This is a genomic window from Siccirubricoccus soli, from assembly GCF_024178315.1.
Taxonomy (GTDB): domain Bacteria; phylum Pseudomonadota; class Alphaproteobacteria; order Acetobacterales; family Acetobacteraceae; genus Siccirubricoccus; species Siccirubricoccus soli.
Map to the genome: position 1 here is coordinate 1 of NZ_JAMZIK010000054.1, position 18,995 is coordinate 18,995.

General features: G+C 72.4%; 20 protein-coding genes. 10 read left to right on the forward strand and 10 right to left on the reverse strand.

The annotated features are described in order from the left end of the window. The 4 genes from NJ376_RS08990 to NJ376_RS09010 form a co-directional block, all read right to left on the reverse strand. Positions 1–559, reverse strand: a 559-nt coding sequence (locus NJ376_RS08990) for a creatininase family protein (protein WP_252952909.1), incomplete at its 3' end; no start/stop codon positions are given. A 234-nt stretch (positions 560–793) separates the two neighbouring features. After that, positions 794–2,314, reverse strand: coding sequence for a class I SAM-dependent methyltransferase (locus NJ376_RS28975; protein WP_305879969.1), 1,521 nt, complete (start codon positions 2,312–2,314; stop codon positions 794–796). 196 nt (positions 2,315–2,510) lie between these two features. Further along, positions 2,511–2,726, reverse strand: a complete 216-nt coding sequence (locus tag NJ376_RS09005; RefSeq protein ID WP_252952910.1) for a hypothetical protein — start codon at positions 2,724–2,726, stop codon at positions 2,511–2,513. Between the two features lie 77 nt (positions 2,727–2,803). Then, complete coding sequence (locus NJ376_RS09010; RefSeq protein ID WP_252952911.1) at positions 2,804–3,418, reverse strand: DUF6134 family protein; 615 nt, start codon at positions 3,416–3,418, stop codon at positions 2,804–2,806. 344 nt (positions 3,419–3,762) lie between these two features. Here NJ376_RS09010 and NJ376_RS09015 point away from each other — a divergent pair, with 344 nt between their 5' ends. From NJ376_RS09015 to NJ376_RS09045, 7 genes are all read left to right on the forward strand, one after another. Then, complete coding sequence (locus NJ376_RS09015; protein WP_252952912.1) at positions 3,763–4,311, forward strand: SixA phosphatase family protein; 549 nt, start codon at positions 3,763–3,765, stop codon at positions 4,309–4,311. Continuing rightward, complete coding sequence (locus NJ376_RS09020; RefSeq protein ID WP_252952913.1) at positions 4,308–5,837, forward strand: CYTH and CHAD domain-containing protein; 1,530 nt, start codon at positions 4,308–4,310, stop codon at positions 5,835–5,837. The genes NJ376_RS09015 and NJ376_RS09020 overlap by 4 nt, the downstream gene beginning before the upstream one ends. A gap of 76 nt (positions 5,838–5,913) precedes the next feature. Then, positions 5,914–6,471, forward strand: a complete 558-nt coding sequence (locus NJ376_RS09025) for a thermonuclease family protein (protein ID WP_252952914.1) — start codon at positions 5,914–5,916, stop codon at positions 6,469–6,471. A gap of 129 nt (positions 6,472–6,600) precedes the next feature. Then, positions 6,601–7,917 carry a citrate synthase gene (gltA, locus tag NJ376_RS09030; RefSeq protein ID WP_252952915.1) on the forward strand — a complete coding sequence of 439 codons (1,317 nt, stop codon included), beginning with the start codon at positions 6,601–6,603 and terminating at the stop codon, positions 7,915–7,917. Between the two features lie 352 nt (positions 7,918–8,269). Next, entirely contained in the window at positions 8,270–9,244 is a 975-nt protein-coding gene (locus NJ376_RS09035) for a Gfo/Idh/MocA family protein (protein ID WP_252952916.1), read from the forward strand. A 123-nt stretch (positions 9,245–9,367) separates the two neighbouring features. After that, a complete protein-coding gene (locus NJ376_RS09040; protein ID WP_252952917.1) occupies positions 9,368–9,718 on the forward strand; it encodes a RidA family protein in 351 nt (116 codons plus the stop codon). 874 nt (positions 9,719–10,592) lie between these two features. Then, entirely contained in the window at positions 10,593–11,324 is a 732-nt protein-coding gene (locus tag NJ376_RS09045) for a CHAP domain-containing protein (RefSeq protein ID WP_252952918.1), read from the forward strand. Between the two features lie 75 nt (positions 11,325–11,399). Here NJ376_RS09045 and NJ376_RS09050 read toward each other — a convergent pair whose 3' ends face one another. Both NJ376_RS09050 and NJ376_RS09055 read right to left on the reverse strand, forming a co-directional pair. Then, positions 11,400–12,527, reverse strand: a complete 1,128-nt coding sequence (locus NJ376_RS09050; RefSeq protein WP_252952919.1) for a serine hydrolase domain-containing protein — start codon at positions 12,525–12,527, stop codon at positions 11,400–11,402. 4 nt (positions 12,528–12,531) lie between these two features. After that, the gene (locus NJ376_RS09055; RefSeq protein WP_252952920.1) at positions 12,532–13,461 is read right to left on the reverse strand and encodes a 3-hydroxyacyl-CoA dehydrogenase; all 930 of its coding nucleotides are present in this window, start codon (positions 13,459–13,461) and stop codon (positions 12,532–12,534) included. Between the two features lie 79 nt (positions 13,462–13,540). Here NJ376_RS09055 and NJ376_RS09060 point away from each other — a divergent pair, with 79 nt between their 5' ends. The 3 genes from NJ376_RS09060 to NJ376_RS09070 are packed head-to-tail and all read left to right on the forward strand — an operon-like array spanning position 13,541 to position 15,548. Then, on the forward strand, positions 13,541–13,693 hold the full coding sequence (locus NJ376_RS09060; RefSeq protein ID WP_252952921.1) for a hypothetical protein: 153 nt from the start codon (positions 13,541–13,543) through the stop codon (positions 13,691–13,693). After that, complete coding sequence (locus NJ376_RS09065) at positions 13,693–14,439, forward strand: hypothetical protein (protein WP_252952922.1); 747 nt, start codon at positions 13,693–13,695, stop codon at positions 14,437–14,439. The genes NJ376_RS09060 and NJ376_RS09065 overlap by 1 nt, the downstream gene beginning before the upstream one ends. Further along, positions 14,436–15,548, forward strand: a complete 1,113-nt coding sequence (locus NJ376_RS09070; RefSeq protein ID WP_252952923.1) for a toxic anion resistance protein — start codon at positions 14,436–14,438, stop codon at positions 15,546–15,548. The genes NJ376_RS09065 and NJ376_RS09070 overlap by 4 nt, the downstream gene beginning before the upstream one ends. Before the next feature lie 627 nt (positions 15,549–16,175). Here the strand turns inward: NJ376_RS09070 and tsaA are convergent. Genes tsaA through NJ376_RS09090 form a run of 4 tightly spaced genes read right to left on the reverse strand, consistent with a single transcriptional unit; the run spans position 16,176 to position 18,995 of the window. Continuing rightward, entirely contained in the window at positions 16,176–16,631 is a 456-nt protein-coding gene (tsaA, locus tag NJ376_RS09075) for a tRNA (N6-threonylcarbamoyladenosine(37)-N6)-methyltransferase TrmO (RefSeq protein WP_252952924.1), read from the reverse strand. After that, positions 16,628–17,827, reverse strand: coding sequence for a CaiB/BaiF CoA transferase family protein (locus tag NJ376_RS09080; RefSeq protein WP_252952925.1), 1,200 nt, complete (start codon positions 17,825–17,827; stop codon positions 16,628–16,630). The genes tsaA and NJ376_RS09080 overlap by 4 nt, the downstream gene beginning before the upstream one ends. Continuing rightward, positions 17,824–18,666, reverse strand: coding sequence for an FAS1-like dehydratase domain-containing protein (locus tag NJ376_RS09085; RefSeq protein WP_252952926.1), 843 nt, complete (start codon positions 18,664–18,666; stop codon positions 17,824–17,826). Before NJ376_RS09085 ends, NJ376_RS09080 begins: the two co-directional genes overlap by 4 nt. A 47-nt stretch (positions 18,667–18,713) precedes the next feature. Further along, entirely contained in the window at positions 18,714–18,995 is a 282-nt protein-coding gene (locus NJ376_RS09090) for a hypothetical protein (RefSeq protein WP_252952927.1), read from the reverse strand.

Genomic DNA, 18,995 nt, shown 5'->3' on the forward strand with positions numbered 1-18,995 from the left:
GCTCCATCCGCACGCTTTCGGGGCGGAGATGCATGATCATGCTGGTCTCCGCCTCGCAGGCATGCATCAGCCCGCCCTGGCGCTCCAGCAGCGGGCCGATCACCTCCGGCACCACATGCCAATAGGTGCCGCCGGCGACCTTCACGCCGAACTCCACCGAGAATTCGGTGGCCGCGACCGCCACCGCCTCGGCATTGCCGCCATGGCCGTTCAGCAGCATCACCCGCCTGAAGCCGTGCCGCACGGCGGAGCGGGTGATGCCGCGCAGCACGCCGGCGAAGCTGGCATAGTCCAGGGTGACGGTGCCGCCGAAATCCATGTGGTGCTCGGCGAGGCCGGACCAGACGCAGGGGGTCACAACCACGGGCCGGCCGGCGGCGGCGATGCGCTCGGCCGTGGCATGGGCGACGCCGGTGCCGAGGATGATGTCCACGCCGGTCGCCAGATGCGGCCCGTGCTGCTCCAGCGAGGCGACGGGGATGATGACGAGGGCGTCCTCCGCCGCGCGGGCCCGCAGCTCCTCGGCGGTCAGCCGCATCCATTCATAGTCGTAGGCCATGGCAATCTCTCCTTCGCTGCCGCATTGCGGCAGGGGATGGGCGGGCTGTCCAGGCCTGGCGGGGGCTCCGGCAGGGGGCGCTGCCCCCTGCACCCCCGGACCCCGGTATGAGTTGGCCAGTTCAACCGACGGGTCCAAACTCCGACCGGGGTCCGGGGCCAGGTCCTGGCCCCGGCGGGAGTGCAGAGGGCAGCGCCCTCTGCCCAGGGGCATCGGGGGCGAAGCCCCCCAACCTCACCCCACCAGCCCCATCGCCCGCCAGGCGGCCCCCCGATCCGCCAGCGTCTCCCGCACGAAGCCCTCCGCCGCCGCCCGCCGCGCCGCCGGCGCATCCGGCGGCAGCAAGGCGGCAGCGAGCTGGGCCGGGCTGCCCGGCCGGGCGGCGAGGCGCAGCGCCAGCCTGGCCTCGGTCGGGGTGAGCGGGATCGCCCCGCCCAGCAGCGGCACCGCCAGGCCGAAGCGATGCCCAGCCGCGCTCAGCTCCCCACCCCAGCGGCGCAGCGCCGCCTGGCTGAAGCGCAGCGCCCGGGCGCGGTCGGCAGGCGCCACCGCCTCCCGCCAGGCCGGCGCGCAGACGCCGCTCGCCACCAGCAGGATGGCGAGCTCCGCCATCCCCACCACGCCGCCGGCAAGGGAGGACAGCTCCGACAGGCGGCGCGGCCCCGCCTCCAGCGCGGCAAGCAGCGGCGGCACGACCGCCTCCGGCAGCTTCATCGCGCCATGCGCGCTGCGGATGCCGATCTCCGGCCGGGCGGGCCGGGCGCAGAGGGCAAGGCGCAGCCCGGCCAGCGCGGCCTCGGGCGATTCCGCCGGCGCCGCGCCCGGCCCCGGGCGGAGGAAGATGTCGCGCCGCAGCGCCGCCGTCTCGAACCCGTCCCACAACGCCTTCGGCGCCAGCCCGGCCGGCGGCGCGGCCAGCGCCGCCTGCTGCGCCGGGGTGAGGTTGAGCGCCGGCATGCGCGCCCAGAGCCGCGCCTGGCCGAGGAAGCCGAGCCCCGCCCCGGCCATGGCGGCGGCGACCTCATGCGGTAGGCAGGGGCGCCAATTCACGTTCAGGAACTCATGCGCCAGATAGGCGGCGTCCCGGGCGATGCGCGCCGCCCCGCCCTCCCCGGCATAGCGGCGCAGCTTGGTGGAATGGGCCAGGCCCGGCGCGCCCGCCGCCTGCAGCGCCAGGGCCTGCTCCACCGCCTGTGCCACCCGCGCCTCCGGCCCGCCCGGCAGGCCGGCGGCCAGGCTGCGGATGAGCGGCGCCATGGCGAGGTCCCCGGCCCAGCCCAGCGCCGCATTGTAGCTGACCATGGCGAGGCCACCGGGCTTCAGGCGGTGCCGCAGCACCTGCAGCACCCCTGCCCGCACCGCGTCCGAGACCCAGCTCCAGAGGCCATGGACGATGACCACATCGGCTTCCGGCAAGCTGGCGAGCGCTGTCGCGTCCAGGGCGGACAGGTCGAGGGGCAGGAAGCGTGCATTGCCAAGTCCCGCCTCGGCCACGAGGGCCTCCGCCTCCGCCACATGCTCTCGCATGTAGTCCACGCCGGTCACCTGCCAGCCCGGATTGGCGGCGGCCAGCGCCAGGGCGGCGGCGCCGCGGCCGCAGCCGAGGTCGATCAGCCGGAGCGAGTCGCGCGGCGGGGTCCAGGCGAGGCCAGCCAGCGCCGCGGCAAGCTGTAGATAGGCCGGGCCGTGATCGGCCTGGAAGGTGACGATATAGGGCGATTCCCGGGCATAGCCGTCATCCGCATCCGCGGGCATGGAGGTCTCCGCACGGCGCAGCCGCCGCGCAGCCGGATGTGCGGCGGCTGCGCCGGCCTGCTGCTGAACGGGCCGGCCGCCCCGGCCAGGCACCGCCCGGCCGGGACCGGCCCGGACGGCGAGGCTTCCGGAAGGCGCCCCGCTTGTCCAGTGCCGGCCGGGCCGCGGCACTGCCCGGCCGTCGTGCCGCGTTCCGTCACCAGCGCCCACCAGAAGGCGCCGAAGGCCGCCGGCGTTCCGGCCGCCACGGCTTGGTGGCGAGATCGAGCAGGCGGCGCGTCACCTTCCGTTGCTGCGCGGCCACCCGATGGATGGCGCCATTGCGGCGGCCGGCGCCCGCCGCCGTCCTGGCCGCGCCGGCGAAGGCGCCTGACCCGCCTGGGCTGCCGTCGAGACCGGGCATCAGCGCCAAGCCAGGCGCCGCGGAACGCAGCAGGCGCGACCCGGCAGGCGGCTGCGCCTGCCTCCGGGCGCGGCCCCGGGGGGGGGTCAGCCCAGCCGCTCATAGGTCACGGTGCTGCCATCCTCCGCCTTGTGGGTCCAGTCCAGCCAGGTGCCGTCCGGCCCATAGCTCGCCGCGCTCTCCTCCTCGCCGCTGACGCGGCAGCGCACGCCGCCGCCCGGCAGGGGCGTGCGGGCCACCTGCAGCCGCAGCAGCTTGCCCGTGTCATTGGCGAAGAGCGGCCGGCCATCGAAGCGCGCCGGGTCCCACCAGGAGAGCGGCGCCGCCTCCGCCGGCAGGCGCAACGCGCTCTCCGGCCCCTGCACCAGCAGCGCCCCGCCCTCCTCCCGCGCCGCCATCTCCGTCACCCTGCCCTGCCGCTCGAGGCGGGAGGTGCAGAAGCGCAGCCGCCCGCCGGCCCAGGCCTCCTCGAAGCGGTGCTGGAAGCGGAAGACGGTAATGCCCATCAGCTTCACCTGGATCGCCACCTCGGTCAGCGCCGTCAGCCGGCCGCCCGTCTCGGCGAAGCTCACCCGGTGCTCGCCGATGGCGCTGCCCTCCCGCATGATGCGGAAGCGCAGCCCGGCCGGCAGCGCGCGCAAGGCGGCCGGGCGCAGCGCGGGCCAGAGCAGCGGCGCCGCCAGCAGGCTGCGCCGCCTCACGCCACCCGGCCTCGCCAGAGGGGACGGGGCCCTGCCGCAGCGGCGGGCCGGGGGCGCGCCGATGCGGCCGGCCCTCCTGGCCGGCTCGTCCCGTGCTGCTTCGCCATCGCCTTCCCCATCCGCGGCATCCTCGTTCCTGCTCCGACATGTGCCCGGCCGGGCAGATACCGCCCGGAAGCCATGCAGTCCGGCGTTTGCGCCTGCCCGGGCGGGCGCCGCCCCGGCAACGCCGTCGCCGCCAGATGGGGCGGGGGGGCAGGCAGGGAAAGGGCCGCCACCATCGCCTCGCCGCGTGGCGCGAATTCCAGGCGGAGGACAGGACAAGCCGGCCGGGCCGTGGCACCATGGCGCAGATGCGCCAGCTCCTGCTGCTTCGCCATGCGAAATCCTCCTGGGACGATCCGGGCCTCTCGGACCACGCCCGGCCGCTCAATGCGCGCGGGCGCCGGGCCGCGGCGGCGATGGCTCAGGCGATGCGCGATCTCGGGCTCGCCCCGGATGTCGTCCTCGTCTCCTCCGCCCGCCGCACGCTGCAGACCCTGGAAGCCCTGACGCCCTTCGAGGGCGGTGCGCTGGTCGAGCCGATGGATGCGCTCTACCTCGCCCCATGGCAGCAATTGCTGGACGCCATCCGCACCGCCCCGCCCACCGCGCGCAGCCTGCTGCTGATCGGCCATAATCCCGGGCTGCATGAACTGGCCCTGGCGCTGGCCGGCGCCGCCGCCGCCGGCAGCCCGGGCGGCGACCTGAAGCGCCTGGCCGAAGGCTACCCGACCGGGGCGCTGGCGGAATTCACCATCGCCGCCGGCTGGGACCGGCTGGAGCCGGGGGGCGGCCGGCTGGTCCGCTTCCTCGCGCCGCGCGACCTGTTGCCTGCGGAGCTGCCGGCGTGACCGCCTTCGACCCTGCATCCGAGGCCAGCGAATCCGACTCACCGCCGCCGCCCCCCGAGGTGGCCGAACCCGGCCTCGCCCTGGAATTCGCCCTGGAGCCCGGGACGGCGCAGCGTCTCTCCCGCCACCCGGTGATCGCCAGCCACCGCGCCGGGCGCAGCCGGGGCGGGGCGGAGGAGCTGATCTGGCTGGACAGCGCCAAGGGCGCCCTGGCGGAGGACGGGCTGGCGCTGGAAGCGCCGCAGCGCGGGCCGCGCCGGCTGCTGCGCAGCCTGCCCGACTCCGCGCTGCCCGCCATGCCCGGCTGCCCCGCGGTGGAGGAAGCGGTGCTGAAGCTGCCGGACGCCACGCTGGTGCCGGTCGCCGCCTTCAGCGGCCGGCGGAGCCAGATCCCGCTCGCCCTGGCGGAGGGTCCGGTCACCGCCACGCTCCGCCTCGGCAAGCTTCGGGCGGTGGCGGATGAGGCGCCAATCGCCCGGCTGCTGCTGCGCGGCCCGGCGGAGGCGGTGCTGGCCCTGGCCCGCCAGCTCACCGCCGACCTGCCGCTGCTGCCCGCCACCGTCAGCCTGCCGGAAGCCGGCCGCGCCCTGGCCCGGGGCGAGGCACCGCGGCCCCGCTGGCTGGGCGCGCCGGATCTCGGCCAGGCGCGGACCGTGGAGGAAGCCTTCCTCGCCGCCCTCGGCCAATTGCTGGAAGTGATGCTGCACCACGCCCCGCTCTGCCGGGCGGAGGCGGGGCCGGAGGGGGTGCACCAGCTCCGCGTCGCGCTGCGCCGGCTGCGCTCCGTGCTGAAGGTGCTGCGCCCGGCGCTGCGCGGCAGCCCGGCCGAGGAATTCGACCAGGGCCTGAAGGCGCTGGCCGACAAGCTGGGCCCGGCGCGGGACTGGGATGTCTTCCTGCTCGGCCAGGGCGCGGCGGTGGCCGAGGCCTTCCCCGGGGACAAGCGCCTCGCTGCCTTGCTGAAGGCCGCCGAGGCGCGGCGCCAGGCGGCCTATGCCGCGCTGCGCCAGGCGCTGGACGGGCCCGGCTTCCGCCTGCTGGTGCTACACGGACTCGGCCTGCTGCTGCTGCGCCCCTGGCGCGCGCCGCAGCCGGAGGGGGAGAAGCCCCGCCTGCTGCCCGAGACTCCGCTCGGCGAATTCGCCGCGCCGCTGCTCGACCGTCGCTGGGCCAAGCTGGCCGCGGCGGGGGAGGAGATCGCGGCGCATGGGCCGGAGGCGCTGCACGAGATGCGCCTCGATGCCAAGCGGCTGCGCTATGCAGCTGAATTGTTCGCCCCGCTTTGGCCCGGCAAGCCGGCGCGGCGCTTCCTCCGCCGGCTGGCGGCGCTGCAGGAGGCGCTCGGCCTCGCCAACGATGCCGCGGTGGCGCGCGCCCTGGTGGCGAGTCTCGGCGGGACGGTGCCGGGCTGGGCCGTGGGGGCGGTGGAGGGCTGGGCAGCGGCCCGCGCCCGCCCGGCGCGGAAGCACGCCCTCGAGGCCTGGGCGAATCTGAAGCTTGCGCCGGCTTTCTGGCCCGAGGTCTGAAGTGCAGTAGAATCAAGGCTCACGCGATCGCGAACAGGGGTTGCCGCCGACCCTCGGACCGCGTTAGGCCTCTTTCATGCGTCCGCGCCGCATCTTCCGCCCCGCCCCCTCCCCCCGCCGCTGGGGAACCTTTGCCGTTGGCGCCCTGGCGGCGCTTGGCGCCGTCACGATCGCGGTGGCCATCCCCGGCGACCTGTTCGGCTCCGCCCCGCGCGACCAGCTTTGGGCGGCCGGCCCGGGCGAGGTGCGGGTGCTGGATGGCGACACGCTCCGCCTCGGCGACCGCGTGCTGCGCCTGGCGGCGCTGGACGTGCCGGATCGCGGCCGCGCCAGCTGCCGCGACGCCGCCGGGCGGTTGGCGGATTGCGCCGGGCTGGCGGCGGAGAGCCTGGCAGGGCTGATCGCCGGGCGCGGGGTGGAATGCCGTGTCCAGGGGCGCGACCGCATGGGCCGCGGCTTCGGCAGTTGCCGTGCCGGCGGGGTGGAACTCAACGCCTCCCAGATCGCTGCCGGCTGGGCGCTCGCCGAATCCGGCTCGGCCCTCGTCCCGGTGGAGGCGGCGGCGCGGCAGGCGCGGCGCGGCCTCTGGGCGCCGGAGGCGACGCCGCCCGAAAGTTGGCGCGGCCGGCGCTGACGCTGCCCGCCTGCGCCGGGTTCACGCTTCGTCCCCGCCGCGTTGCCAAGCGCCAAGGGGCGTCTCTATCTTGCATTGCACCATCCCGGCGCCGCCGCGTGCGAAGCCGCAACACCTGAGGATCAGACCATGAGCAGCACGGCATCAGGCGGGGCGAAGCCCACCGTCACCATCACGCTCGATGGCTCCAACCGCAGCGCCACCCTGCCGCTGCTCTCCGGCTCCATCGGGCCGCAGACGGTGGACATCCGCAAGCTCTATGGCGAGCTCGGCATCTTCACCTACGATCCCGGCTACGGCGCGACCGCGAGCTGCGAGAGCAAGATCACCTATATCGACGGCGATGCCGGCGTGCTGCTTTACCGCGGCTATCCGATCGAGCAGCTCGCCGAGAAGTCCGACTTCATCGAGGTGGCCTATCTGCTGCTGGAAGGCGAGCTGCCGAATGCGACGCAGCTCGATGAATTCCGCAAGAACGTCACCTACCACACCATGCTGCACGAGCAGATCCGGCGGTTCTTCGACGGCTTCCGCCGCGATGCCCACCCGATGGCGATCCTTTGCGGCGTGGTCGGCGCGCTGGCGGCCTTCTATCACGACAACCTCGACATCAACGATGCCCGGCAGCGCGAGATCGCGGCCTTCCGGCTGATCGCCAAGGTGCCGACCATCGCCGCCTGGGCCTACAAGTACTCGATCGGCCAGCCCTTCATGTATCCGCGGAACGATTTGAGCTACGCGGAGAATTTCCTCTACATGCTCAACGCCGTGCCGGCGGAGCCCTGGAAGAACAACCCGATCCTGTCGCGCGCCATGGACCGCATCTTGGTCCTACACGCCGACCATGAGCAGAACGCCTCCACCTCCACCGTGCGCCTCGCCGGTTCCACCGGCGCCAATCCCTTCGCCTGCATCGCGGCCGGCATCGCCGCCCTCTGGGGCCCGTCCCATGGCGGCGCCAACGAGGCCGTGCTGAAGATGCTGGCCGAGATCGGCACGCCGGAGAACATCCCGCAGTTCATCCGCGAGGTGAAGGACAAGAACTCCCACACCAAGCTCATGGGCTTCGGCCACCGGGTCTACAAGAACTTCGACCCGCGCGCGAAGATCATGAAGGAGACCTGCCACGAGGTGCTGGCCGAGCTCGGCATCAAGGACGAGCCGCTGCTCGACATGGCGATGGAGATGGAGCGGATCGCGCTGGAGGACGACTACTTCGTCTCCCGCAAGCTCTACCCGAACGTCGATTTCTACTCGGGCATCATCCTGAAGGCGATGGGCATCCCGACCAGCATGTTCACCGTGCTGTTCGCCGTGGCGCGCACCGTCGGCTGGGTGAGCCAGTGGAAGGAGCTGATCGAGGATCCGTCGCAGCGCATCGGCCGGCCGCGGCAGATCTACAGCGGCGCGACCCAGCGCGACTACGTGCCGGTCTCCGGCCGGTAAGGCTCGCGGGTGGCGCCCAGCCCGGGCGCCGCCCTTGACGACACACGCCCGGCCGGGTGAGCGCCATGCATGGCGCCCCGCTGCGGCCGGGCGTGGTCATGTGGCGGCCGGTGCCCGCGGCGTGGGCCCAGGCACATGCACCCGCCCCGGTCCGCGCCTCTCTATGGCGGTGCCAGGCCGTGCGACCCTGTCCAGCCCGGTCACGGGCCCGGGCCGAGATGGGAGACAGGCGGTGCCCGCTGCCAAGCCTCCTGCAGGTGCGCCGGACGATATCCCCCCCCGCCCCTTCGCCACCTTGCCCCTCCGCCCGCCCCGTCGCACTCTCCCGCCCTTTCCGAGAGGGGAACATCGGATGCTGCAGGCCGCGATCGTGGGGATGGGCCGCTGGGGCCAGGTGCTGGTGGAGAGCGTCCAGGGTAGGAACGATGCCGGGCTGCGCTTCGTCGCTGGCGCCACCCGCACCCCGGCCAAGGCCGCAGCCTGGGCCGCGGCCAAGGGCATCCGCCTGCTGCCCGATTATGCCGCCGTGCTGGCCGACCCTGAGGTGCAGGCGGTGGTCCTCGCCACGCCGCATTCCCAGCATGCCGAGCAGATCATCGCCGCCGCGGCGGCGGGCAAGCATGTCTTCGTGGAGAAGCCCTTCACCCTGTCCAAGGCCAGCGCCGAGGCGGCGGTGGCCGCCTGTGCCAAGGCCGGCGTGGTGCTCGCCCTCGGCCATAACCGCCGCTTCCTGCCCGCCACGCTGGAGATGAAGCGGCTGCTGGCGGAAGGCGCGCTCGGCACGGTGACGCATGCGGAAGGCCATATCAGCGGCCCTGGCGCCTTCGAGTGGCAGGAAGGGATGTGGCGGGCGGACCGGGAGGAAAGCCCGCTCGGCGGCATGGGCGCCATGGGCATCCACATGATCGACATGCTGATCAACCTGATGGGTCCCTTCGCCGCGGTGAAGGTGGAGAGCTTCGCCCGCCTCTCCTCCCATGTGGACGACACCACGGCGATGCTGGCGCGCTTCGTCTCCGGCGCCACCTGCAATTTCGCCACCCTCTCGCTCTCGCCGCGCTACTGGCGGGTGGCGCTGTTCGGCACCGCGGCGATCCTCGAGATGCGGGGGCAGGAGCAGCTGGTCTTCACCCCGCTGAAGGGCCAGGGCTGGATCCGGGATTTCCCGAAGACGGATATCGAGGCGGCGGAGCTTGCCGCCTTCGCCGCCGCGGTCGCCGGCGGCCCGGCCTATCCGCTGCCGCTGGAGGATGCGGTGCACGGCATCGCGGTGTTCGACGCGATGAAGGGGGCCGCCGCCTCCGGCAGCAGCCATGCGGTCGGGTAGGATCCCCGGCCCGGCGTGCCGGGCCGCCCTGCCGCCCGGCGGCATGGCAGCAGGAAGCCTGTTCCCAGTCGCGGCAGGGGCGGGCTAGAAGCGGGCGTCGTCCGCAACGGAGGAGTCAACAGCATGGCCAAGATCACCCGCCAGGGCAGCAATGCCATTCTCTCAAGCTCGGTCGAGTACCATAATTTCGTCTTCCTGGCCGGCATGACGGCCGATGACCTGTCGAAGGACATCACCGGCCAGACCCGCGAAGTGATCGCCAAGATCGACGCGGCGCTGGAGGCGAACGGCACGGACAAGACGCGGCTGCTGAACGCCCAGATCTGGCTGAAGGACATCCGCGACCGCGACGCCATGAACAAGGTGTGGGTGGAGTGGCTGGGCGATGCCGGCCGGCCGGCGCGCGCCTGCGTGCAGGCGAACATGGCCGATCCGCGCCATCTGGTGGAGATCATGGTCAACGCCTGCCGCTGAGGCAGGTCCCAGTGTCCTGCCCGCGAAGTCCGTGGGATCTCACGTGAACGCAGCGGATCGGCGGGCCACTGAAGACAATGGTTGGTGGCCTGAGAACGACGTCCGCAGGACTTCGGGATCAGGACACTAGAGCAGATCGCGTTCAGATGGAATCATCTGAACGCGTGAAGATGCTCGCAAAACAACGGCCTAGAGCATGCTGCGTGAGCGCAAGCGAACGCAGCATGCTCTAAGGCCTGTTAGGGAATGGGTGAGGCGGAGGGCTGGCGAGGGTTTTTGGTGCTGGGCAGGAGGGCGGCGCAGCCAAGGCTGGTTGCCTTGGCGGGCCGACCGACGCCCCCGGCGCGAAAAAGACCCGCCGGACCGACCCGAGGCCCATTCCCTAACAGGCCGTAGAGCGGCCTCCGATCAGGTGGATCATCTGGTCGGATGTCTCGCTCTGACGGGGCGGAGGCCGCTGCAGGGGCCGTCTCCGGCCGGGCTGCGGAAGCGCCTCGCACCGGCCGGCCCCGTATCGCCCATGCCGGCACCGCGGGGCCCCGACCCAGCCGCCTGCTCGTCACGCTTCCGAAGCTGCTGCAGTAACAAACGATTTACAAGCCTCCACAATTCTTGCCTTGAAGACCCGCCGCCCGATTCTACACGGAGCGTGGCATTCCTGCCGCCACACCGTGGCGTACATCTTTTTTGACACGCAACCTAGGATTACTCTCCGCTTCGTGCTGCCGAAGCCGCCGCCAAATCAACAAATCACATAAGGCGGCGGTTCATTGCACCCGTCTCGGGTTGTCGACCCCGGCCACGCCTTGTTACGCCGGATTTCAGAGTGGCGCTCACGGCGTCGCGAGGGCGGCAACAACGAACTGGGTCCGGCATGCGCATGAAGAGCTCCACCCTGGTGTTTTGCGTCCTGCTCGGGGCGGCGGCGTCCGCGCCCGGCGCCGAAGCGGCATCCCAGCGGAGTTCGACAGCCAGTGCCCGGCCCGCCAGCCACGCCCCGCACCGCCCGGCGGTGCAGCGCCGGCATGTGGTGCGGGTGGCCTACAATGCCCCGCGGCGCACCTCCGCCGGCGGCTGGGGCGGCATCTCCTGCGTCCCCTACGCCCGCGCCGTCACCGGCATGGCGATCACCGGCAATGGCGGCGAATGGTGGCACAACGCCGCCGGCCTCTACGCCCGCGACCAGCGGCCGGAGCCCGGCTCGGTGATGGCCTTCCGCAGCGCGGGCGGCATGTCCCGCGGCCATGTCGCCGTGGTGCGCCAGGTGATCGGCCCGCGGGAGGTGCTGATCGACCACGCCAATTGGGCCGGCCCCGGCATCCGCCGCGGCACGGTGATGCACAATGTCGCCGTGGTCGATGTCTCCGAACGGAATGACTGGACGGCGGTGAAGGTCCAGGTCGGGCACGATTCCAGCGTGTTCGGCCGCACCTACGCCACCTATGGCTTCATCCACAACCGGCCGGATGCGGAGGGCGGCGCCGTCTTCGCCGGCCTGCCCATGCGCCGCGGCATCCGCTTCGAGCAGGTGGCGGAAGCCCCGGCGCCGCTGCCCGTGGTGCTGCGCAGCGATGCCCCCAACGCCCCGGGCGCCCGCCGCCGCTGAGCGGCGCAACCGGCCCGGCCTGAGAGGCCGGGCACGCAGGGCGGGGGCATCCGCCGCAGGGTTCGGCAGGTGCTCTCAGGCGTAGATGGCGCGCTCGAAGGCGGCGAGCACGGCCAGCACGCGGGGATCGGCGAAGGGCAGGCTCTGGGTCACGATCACGCCGGCCCGGTCGCGCTTCGGGTCGATCCAGTAATAGCAGTTGGACAGCCCGGCCCAGAACACGCTGCCGGCGCTCCGGCCATCCGGCCCCACCTCGTCATTCACCAGAAAGGAGAGGCCCCAGCCGCAACGCATGCCGGGAAACAGCGGCACGTCATAGGAGGCCTCCGGCACCGCCGTCACCATCTGCTGCACGGCGAGCGGCCCGAGATGGTCGCGCATTGCCTCCGCCACCGTCTCCGGCCGCAGCACCTGCGCGCCGTCCAGCATGCCGTGGTTCAGCCACATGCGGCAGAACCGGAGATAATCCCGCGCCGTGCCGTAGAGCCCGCCGCCGCCCATGAAGAATTCGGGCTCCTGCGGCATCTCGAAGGGGATCGGCGTCAGCCGGCCATCCGCCTCCCGCTTGTGCATGGCGCTCAGCTTCGCCCGCTGCACGGGGCCGAGGCGGAACACCGTGTCGGTCATGCCGAGCGGGCCGGTCACGCCTTCCCGGATCAGCGCATCCAGCGTCTTGCCGGTGACCGCCTCGGCCGCTTGGCCGGCCCAGTCGATGCCGATGCCGTAATTCCAGGCCGTGCCGGGGTCCGCCACCAGCGGCGCCTCCAGCGCCCGCAGCCGGCAGGAGGCGACGGGCGGGATACCCTCCTTCGCCATGTAGGCGGCCAGATCGGCATGCCACATATTGTAGCCGAAGCCGCTGGTATGGGTGAGGAGCTGGCGCAAGGTGATGGCGCCCTTCGCCGGGCGCAGCGACCTGCCTTCCAGCACCATGGGCCTGGCCAGCGCCGGCAGCACCTCGGCGATCGGCGCATCCAGGGAGAGCCGCCCCGCCTCCACCTGCTGCAGCACCGCCACGGTGGTGATCGCCTTGGTCATGGAGGCGAGCCAGCCCACCGTGTCCGGCGCCATCGGCTGGCCGCTGCCGCGCGAGCCCGCTGCGCCTTCATACAGCGTGCTGGCCGCATTGCCCGCCGCGGCGGCGATGCCGACCACGTCGCCCCGCTCCACCGCCGCCCGCAGCAGCGCGTCGATCGCCTGCATGGTCCTACCCTTCCTGACTGCGCTTATGGGCGATCAGCGCCATCAGCCGCCGGTCGCGCCAGGCGCTGCGATCCTCGATCTTCTCAAGCGGCAGGACGGCGCGGCGCTCTTCCGTTACCTTTCCCACCGTCGGGGCGTCGTAGTCGTAGGGTGTCTGCTCCACGGTGATGCCGCCCATCAGCGGGCCGAAGCGGTCGGCGTAATCGGCAACGCCGCCCGGGGCGTTGAGGTCGATGGTCTCGAAGGGCCCCATGAAGGACCAGCGCAGGCCGAGCCCGTCCTTCACGCAGCGGTCCACATCCTCGGGCGACATCACCCCGTCGCGCACCATGCGGAAGGCCTCCGCCACCAGCGCCGCCTGCAGGCGGTTGAGGACGAAGCCGCGCGTCTCCTTGAAGGCCACCACCGGCACCTGACCGACGCGCCCCATCAGCGCGCGGGTGCGGGAGACCACGGCGGGGTCGGTCCAGGGCGCTCCCACCAGTTCCACCAGCGGCACCAGATAGGGGGGGTTCACCGGATGGGCGACGAGGCAGCGGCCGCGGCCGGCGAGGTTGCCGGTGAACTCGCTGGCCGGGATGCCGGAGGTGGAGCTGGCCAGCACCACCTCCTGCGGGCAGAGCCGGTCCAGCTCGGCGAAGAGCTCCTGCTTGGGCGCCAGCCGCTCCGGCCCGTTCTCCTGCACATGCTTCGCGCCGGCGACGCACTCCGCCAGGGTGGCGGCGGGGGTGATGCGGGCGGCGATCGCCGCCAGCGTCTCCTGCACCAGCCCGGCGGCGTGGAGGTCGGCGAGGCTGTTGGCGATGAGGCCCATGGCCCGCTCCGCCACCCCATCCACCTTGTCCCAGAGCCGGACCTCCAGCCCCGCCCGGGCGAAGACCATGGACCAGGCCCGGCCGATCAGCCCGGCGCCCACCACCGCGATGCGTTCCATCCCCGCCCCTTCCCTCTTTCACGATTCCTTGCGCGACATGCGCTTGATCCGCGCCAGTCGCGCCGCGATCTAACGGCGCGTGAGCGAGACCCGCAACCTGCCCGATTCTCCGCCCCCTGCCCCGCTGCACACCCCGCTGGTCTGGGCCTGGGGCAGCGCCCTGCTGACAGCAACACTCTGGCTGACCGGCACGATTGCCGTGGTGCAGGCCGTCATCGGCCTGTTCGACTGATGCCGCAGCGCGTGCTCGGCGCCTGGATCGGCCTGCGCGGCCGGTGGCGCGGCTATGGGCTGCCGATCTTTGCCTCCCCCCTGTTGCTCTCCGGGCTGCTCGGCGCCATCGGCGGCGAGGAGAAGATCGCCCTCGGCAGCGCCCTCGGCTTCGGTCTGACCCTGCTGGCCGCTCGCGTGCTGCGGCGGGGGCGGGAGGGCGATATCCGCCGCGCCTCCTGGCTGGTGGCGGTGGCGACGGGGCTGGCCGCGCATTACGCCGCGGATCTGGGGTCGATCTTCCCCTTCATCCTGGCCCTCGGCGCGCTCTACGGCACGCGGCTGAGCTACCGGGCGCTGCCCGAGGCGCCAGCCCCGGAGCCGCCCCCGCCCCCCGAGCCGCCCAGCCCGGTGGCGGAGAGCCGCGCCCGGCTGGCGCGGGTGCAGGACGAGGCGGCGCGGCTGCAGGTGCCGGGGCTGCGCGACGTGGCCTCCGCCATGGGGGGCGTGCTGGATGATCTGGACGCGCATCCGGACCGGCTGCCCCAGGCCCGCCGCTTTCTTGCCGTGCATCTGGACGGGTTGGAGCGCATCACCGGCCGGCTCGCGGCCGGCGCCACCCCGCCGGCGACCCTGGATCCGTTGCTGGCGGAGCTGACCCGCGCCGCCGGGGAACTGCGCGAGACATTGCGGCGTCACGAGACCGAGAATCTGGAGATCCAGGTGAAGGTCCTCTCCGACCGGCTGCGCGAGGAAGGCTTCCGATGAGCACCACCCAAGAGACCCTGGCCCCGGCCGAGGCCGCGCGCGACGCGGCCGCCGCCAGCCTGGCCGCCGCCGCCGAGACCGTGCCGGAGCGCCGCCGGGCGGAGGTGGAGGCGCTGGCGGCGCGGCTCGACATCACCGAGCCGGGCAACATCCTGCGCTTCGGGCAGGAGGCGCAGAACCGCGCGACGGCCGCCGCCGACGCCATGCTGGAAGGCGCGCGCAACCGGGAAGCCGGCGAGGCCGGCGTCACCCTCTCCACCCTCATCGGCACGCTGCGCGGCTTCGACATGTCGGGCCTGGCGGAGCGGCCGGGCTTCTTCGCCCGCATCTTCGGCCGCACCGGCGCCGAGGTGGCGAAAGTGGTACAGCGCTACGAAACCATCAAGGGCCAGGTGGAGGGGGTGGCGGATCGGCTCGACACCCACCGCACCCGGCTGCTGGAAGACGTGGAGAAGCTGGAGCGGCTCTACGGCGCGACGCTCGACTGGTTCCACGCGCTGGGCGACCACATCGCCGCCGGCGACATGGTCCTGAAGCGGGTGGAGCAGGAGGCGATCCCCGCCCTGGCGAAGGAGGTGGAGGGCGGCGACAGCGTCGCGGCGCAGCGGCTGCGCGACCTGCGCGCGGCGCGGGACGAGCTGGAGCGGCGGGTCCATGACCTGCGACTGACACGGCAGGTGGCGATGCAGGCCCTGCCCTCCATCCGGCTGATCCAGGAGAACGACAAGGCCCTGGCGGCGAAGATCCAGAGCGTCATCGCCAATACCGTGCCGCTCTGGCGGCAGCAGCTTGCCCAGGCCCTGGCGATTTCCCGCATGCGGGAGGCCGGGCGCACGCTGAAGGAAGCGACCGACCTGACGAATGAGCTGCTGACGGCGAATGCCGAGCGGCTGCGCCAGGGCAACATGGAGGCGCGCACCCAGCTTGAGCGCGGGGTCTTCGATATCGAGGCAGTGAAGCAGGCCAATGCGGCGCTGGTGGCGACGATCGAGGACAGTTTGAAGATCGCGCAGGAGGCGCAGGCGAAGCGGGCACAGGCGACGAAGGAGCTGGAGACGGCCGAGGCGGATATCCGGCGGGCGCTGACTTCGGCGCGCGCGGGGCGATAAGGTTGAGGCGGGCTCTGCCCTCCTCAAGCTCCACCCGCCAAAGGCCGAAGGGCCTTTGGAAGCCTTGGGTTTATGGGCTTGGCGATGGGTGCGGCGCGTTCCCTTGCGCGCAGGGTGACGAGTTCCGCGATGCCCAGCGCCACGAGCGAGAACACTGTCACAATACCGCTGAATCCAGCGAGGAATCGAGCTGCATCCCAGGTCACCGCAGGACGGTCCGGCTGCACTCGTAACCGCGGCGCCGGCCGGACCCGCACTTGAACCCACATGCCTTCCTTAGGCGGGGCGATGTCGGGGTCCGAGGATACGCCCAATCCGCGAGGATTGGCTCGGCCGAGCCGCGTTCCACCGAAAGGCTGAGCACCCGGCTTTCCGGGGCCTTTCCCTTGGGTGGTTGCAGCCGGACTGAGATGATCCTGGCCGCCGCCGGTTCCGACGCATGCAGGAACCACCAGGCATCGAGCGCACTGAGGCCGGCCGCGATGAACAGCAGTAGCGCACCGCCCAGCCACATGATGCCAAGCGACCATGCAACCTCATATGCCGGCGGGGACTGCCATGCGGCCCAAGCCACGCTCCCGGTGCCCTGAGAAAGCTCCAATCCCCCCAGCCGCCGCCCATGCCGACCTATCCCGGCCGCGGCGTCCGGTGCGGCGCGAGCCACCCCATGCTCGCCTCCGGCTCCGCATCCGTGCTCGGCAAATAGGGCTTGATGTCCAGCAGCGGCGTCCCGTTCACACAGTCAAGGTTCTGCACGCGCAACACGCCGGGCGCAGCGAAGCCAAGGAAGCGCACCACCGAGAGCGCCACCGGATTCGGCCGGAAGGGCGCGCGGGTGGCGAAGACGCCGCGCTCCTCCCCATCGAAGGGTGGGGTGAAGCGCAGCTTCGGCAGTGGGGCCTGGTGCATCCAGTAGAGCAGGATCAGATGGCTGAAGCCCTCCAGCCCCAGCAACCCGTCCTGGTACGCCGGCGTCACCACCGCGCAGCATTCCGGCAGCGGGTCCGGCTGGCGGCCATTGCGCGGACACGCCCCGGGCGTGGCCCAGGGCGTTTCCAGATGGCCGATCGCCGTCAGCCTCATGGCGGCGGCAGCACCGCGCGGCTGCCGAGCAGGCTGTCGATCTCCGCCTCGCTGTAGCCGGCCTTCGCCAGTACCACTCGGGCATCCTCGGACAGCCGCGGTGCGAGTTTCAGCTCATCCGGCCCGGCGGCGGAGAAGGTGACGGGGCGCCCGAGCCCGGTCATCGGCCCTTCCGTCGGGTGCCGTTCCTCGCGCAGCAGCCCCACCTCCCAGAGATGCGGGTCCTCCAGCAGCCCCTCGATGGTGTTGAAGGGCATGGCCGGGATCTCCCGCTTGCGGAACTCCACGGCCCATTCTGCCGTCGTGCGCGTCCGCAGCGCCTCCGCGCGCAGGGTGAAATAGGCATCCACATTGCGGAAGCGGGCGCCCACGCTGTTGAAGCGCGGATCCTCCCTCAGCTCCGGCCGCCCGATCGCCTCGAAGAAGGCGAAGGCCTGGGCATCGGTGTTGGCGGAGACGGCGATATAGCCATCCTTGGTCGGGATCGGCTTGGCGTCCGGGTTCATCACCCGCGGGTCGCCGGTCGGGCCCGCCTTGTCGAAGGTGCGGCGGAACATGTGCTCCGTCAGCACGAAATGCGCCATGCTTTCATACATGGGCACCTCGATCTCCTGCCCCTCCCCGCTCCGCTCCCGCGCGAAGAGCGCGGCGGTGATGGCCTGGCTGGCGATGATGCCGGTGATGTGGTCGCACAGCACGAAGGGCGCGAAGCGCGGCTCCCCCAACACGCGGCCGAGCGCGGCGGCGAAGCCGGACATGCCCTGGATGATGGTGTCGTAGGCCGGGCTGTCATGGTAGCGGCCGCGTTTGCCGAAGCCGGCGATGACGCAGAAGACGAGGCGTGGATTGCGCGGCTTCAGCGCCTCCCAGGTGATGCCGAGCCGGGCCAGCGCGGCGCCGCGCATATTCGTCACCAGCACATCCGCCTGCTCGGCGAGGCGGAGCAGCACCGCCTTCCCCGCCGCGGTCTTCAGATCCACGGCGATGCTCTGCTTGCCGCGGTTGAAGTGGATGAATTTGGGCGACATGTCCGGCGAGGGCGCCGGCCCGCCGAGCTTGCGCAGCAGGTCGCCCTCGGGCGCCTCCAGCTTGATGATCTCCGCCCCCTGCTCGGCAAGCGTCAGGGTGCAGGAGGGGCCGACGACGACAGCGGTGAGGTCGAGGACCTTGATGCCGGAGAGCGGGCCTTTCGTCATGCCGCGCACTCCGCCAGCGTCTCGAAGGCCAGCCTTCCGCCATCGTCCAGCGCCCAGAGGCGCAGCTTGCCCGGCGCCTTCCGCTGCGCTGCCAGCGTCACCTCCCGCCCGACGAAGAGCGGCCGCCCCGCCCGCGTCGTCACCTTGGCGACGGGCCCCGGCAGCAGGCGCTTCGCCAGCTCCGTCAGCTTCGTGGTGGTGATGCCGCCATTCACCACCAGCGCGGGGTAGCCCTCCACCTGCCGCGCATAGTCCGCGTCGTAATGGATGCGGTGGCCGTTATTCGTCGCAGCGGAGTAGCGGAACAGCAGCGTGGTGTCCGGCGTGAAGCTCTCCCGTACCGCATCCGCCGGCAGTTCGGGCAGCGGCGCCTCGGCCGGCTTGGCGCCTGGGGTGGCGGCGTCGCGATAGACCAGGTCCTGCTCCTCCACCACGCATTCCCGCCCCTCGCTCTCGATGCCGTGGCGGATGGTGACGAAGATCATCTTGCCGCTCCGCCCCTCCTTCGGGGTGATGGCGGCGATGCGGGAGACGCGCCGGACCTCGGCGCCGATCGCGATGGGCGCGTTGAACCAGGTGCGGCGGCCGGCGAACATGCGGCGCGGCAGCGGCACCGGGGGCAGGAACTCGCCCTTCGCCGCATGGCCATCGGGGCCGAGACCGCTCTGCCGCGCCAGCGGGCCGAACAGCACGACATGCCAGCCCTCCGGCATCGGCGCGCCGCGCTGCAGCGCCATGGGGTCCTGGTCCAGCAGCGCCGCCAGGCGGCGGAGCAGGGTGAGGCTCGCCTCATCCTCCACCACCTCGCTGCGGCCGATCCACTCCTGCAATGCGTCCATCTGCGTCCCACTCCCTCGCCCGCATCATCGGGCGGGGCGGGGCGACGTCAACGGGGCTGGAGGCGCTGGTCGCCGCCGGGGGTGCCGGGGGGCGGAATCACCGGGGTGGTGTTGGGCTGCGGCGCCGGGGCCGGGGCGTGGATGCCAGGGTCCACCGCCGGCGGTGGGCGGACCACGCCCTCCGTCTGGGGCGGCGCGGGAATGGGCGGGCCGGAGGGCTGTTCCGGCGGCGCCGGGGCCGGCGCAGGCGGGCGCGGCTGGGGCGGTTGCGCCAGGGCAGGCGCTGCCAGCAGGAACAGGCCGAAGGCGAGGCAACCGGGGCGGTTCAT

Bases quoted from the DNA above. Each gene is read 5' to 3' on its own strand.
- NJ376_RS09045 (WP_252952918.1), top strand. From the start codon at position 10,593: ATGCGCATGAAGAGCTCCACCCTGGTGTTTTGCGTCCTGCTCGGGGCG.
- NJ376_RS09035 (WP_252952916.1), top strand. From the start codon at position 8,270: ATGCTGCAGGCCGCGATCGTGGGGATGGGCCGCTGGGGCCAGGTGCTG.
- NJ376_RS09050 (WP_252952919.1), bottom strand. From the start codon at position 12,527: ATGCAGGCGATCGACGCGCTGCTGCGGGCGGCGGTGGAGCGGGGCGAC.
- NJ376_RS09065 (WP_252952922.1), top strand. From the start codon at position 13,693: ATGCCGCAGCGCGTGCTCGGCGCCTGGATCGGCCTGCGCGGCCGGTGG.
- NJ376_RS09015 (WP_252952912.1), top strand. From the start codon at position 3,763: ATGGCGCAGATGCGCCAGCTCCTGCTGCTTCGCCATGCGAAATCCTCC.
- NJ376_RS09090 (WP_252952927.1), bottom strand. From the start codon at position 18,995: ATGAACCGCCCCGGTTGCCTCGCCTTCGGCCTGTTCCTGCTGGCAGCG.
- tsaA (WP_252952924.1), bottom strand. From the start codon at position 16,631: ATGAGGCTGACGGCGATCGGCCATCTGGAAACGCCCTGGGCCACGCCC.
- NJ376_RS09085 (WP_252952926.1), bottom strand. From the start codon at position 18,666: ATGGACGCATTGCAGGAGTGGATCGGCCGCAGCGAGGTGGTGGAGGAT.
- NJ376_RS09055 (WP_252952920.1), bottom strand. From the start codon at position 13,461: ATGGAACGCATCGCGGTGGTGGGCGCCGGGCTGATCGGCCGGGCCTGG.
- NJ376_RS09025 (WP_252952914.1), top strand. From the start codon at position 5,914: ATGCGTCCGCGCCGCATCTTCCGCCCCGCCCCCTCCCCCCGCCGCTGG.
- NJ376_RS09070 (WP_252952923.1), top strand. From the start codon at position 14,436: ATGAGCACCACCCAAGAGACCCTGGCCCCGGCCGAGGCCGCGCGCGAC.
- NJ376_RS09080 (WP_252952925.1), bottom strand. From the start codon at position 17,827: ATGACGAAAGGCCCGCTCTCCGGCATCAAGGTCCTCGACCTCACCGCT.
- NJ376_RS28975 (WP_305879969.1), bottom strand. From the start codon at position 2,314: ATGCCCGCGGATGCGGATGACGGCTATGCCCGGGAATCGCCCTATATC.
- gltA (WP_252952915.1), top strand. From the start codon at position 6,601: ATGAGCAGCACGGCATCAGGCGGGGCGAAGCCCACCGTCACCATCACG.
- NJ376_RS09040 (WP_252952917.1), top strand. From the start codon at position 9,368: ATGGCCAAGATCACCCGCCAGGGCAGCAATGCCATTCTCTCAAGCTCG.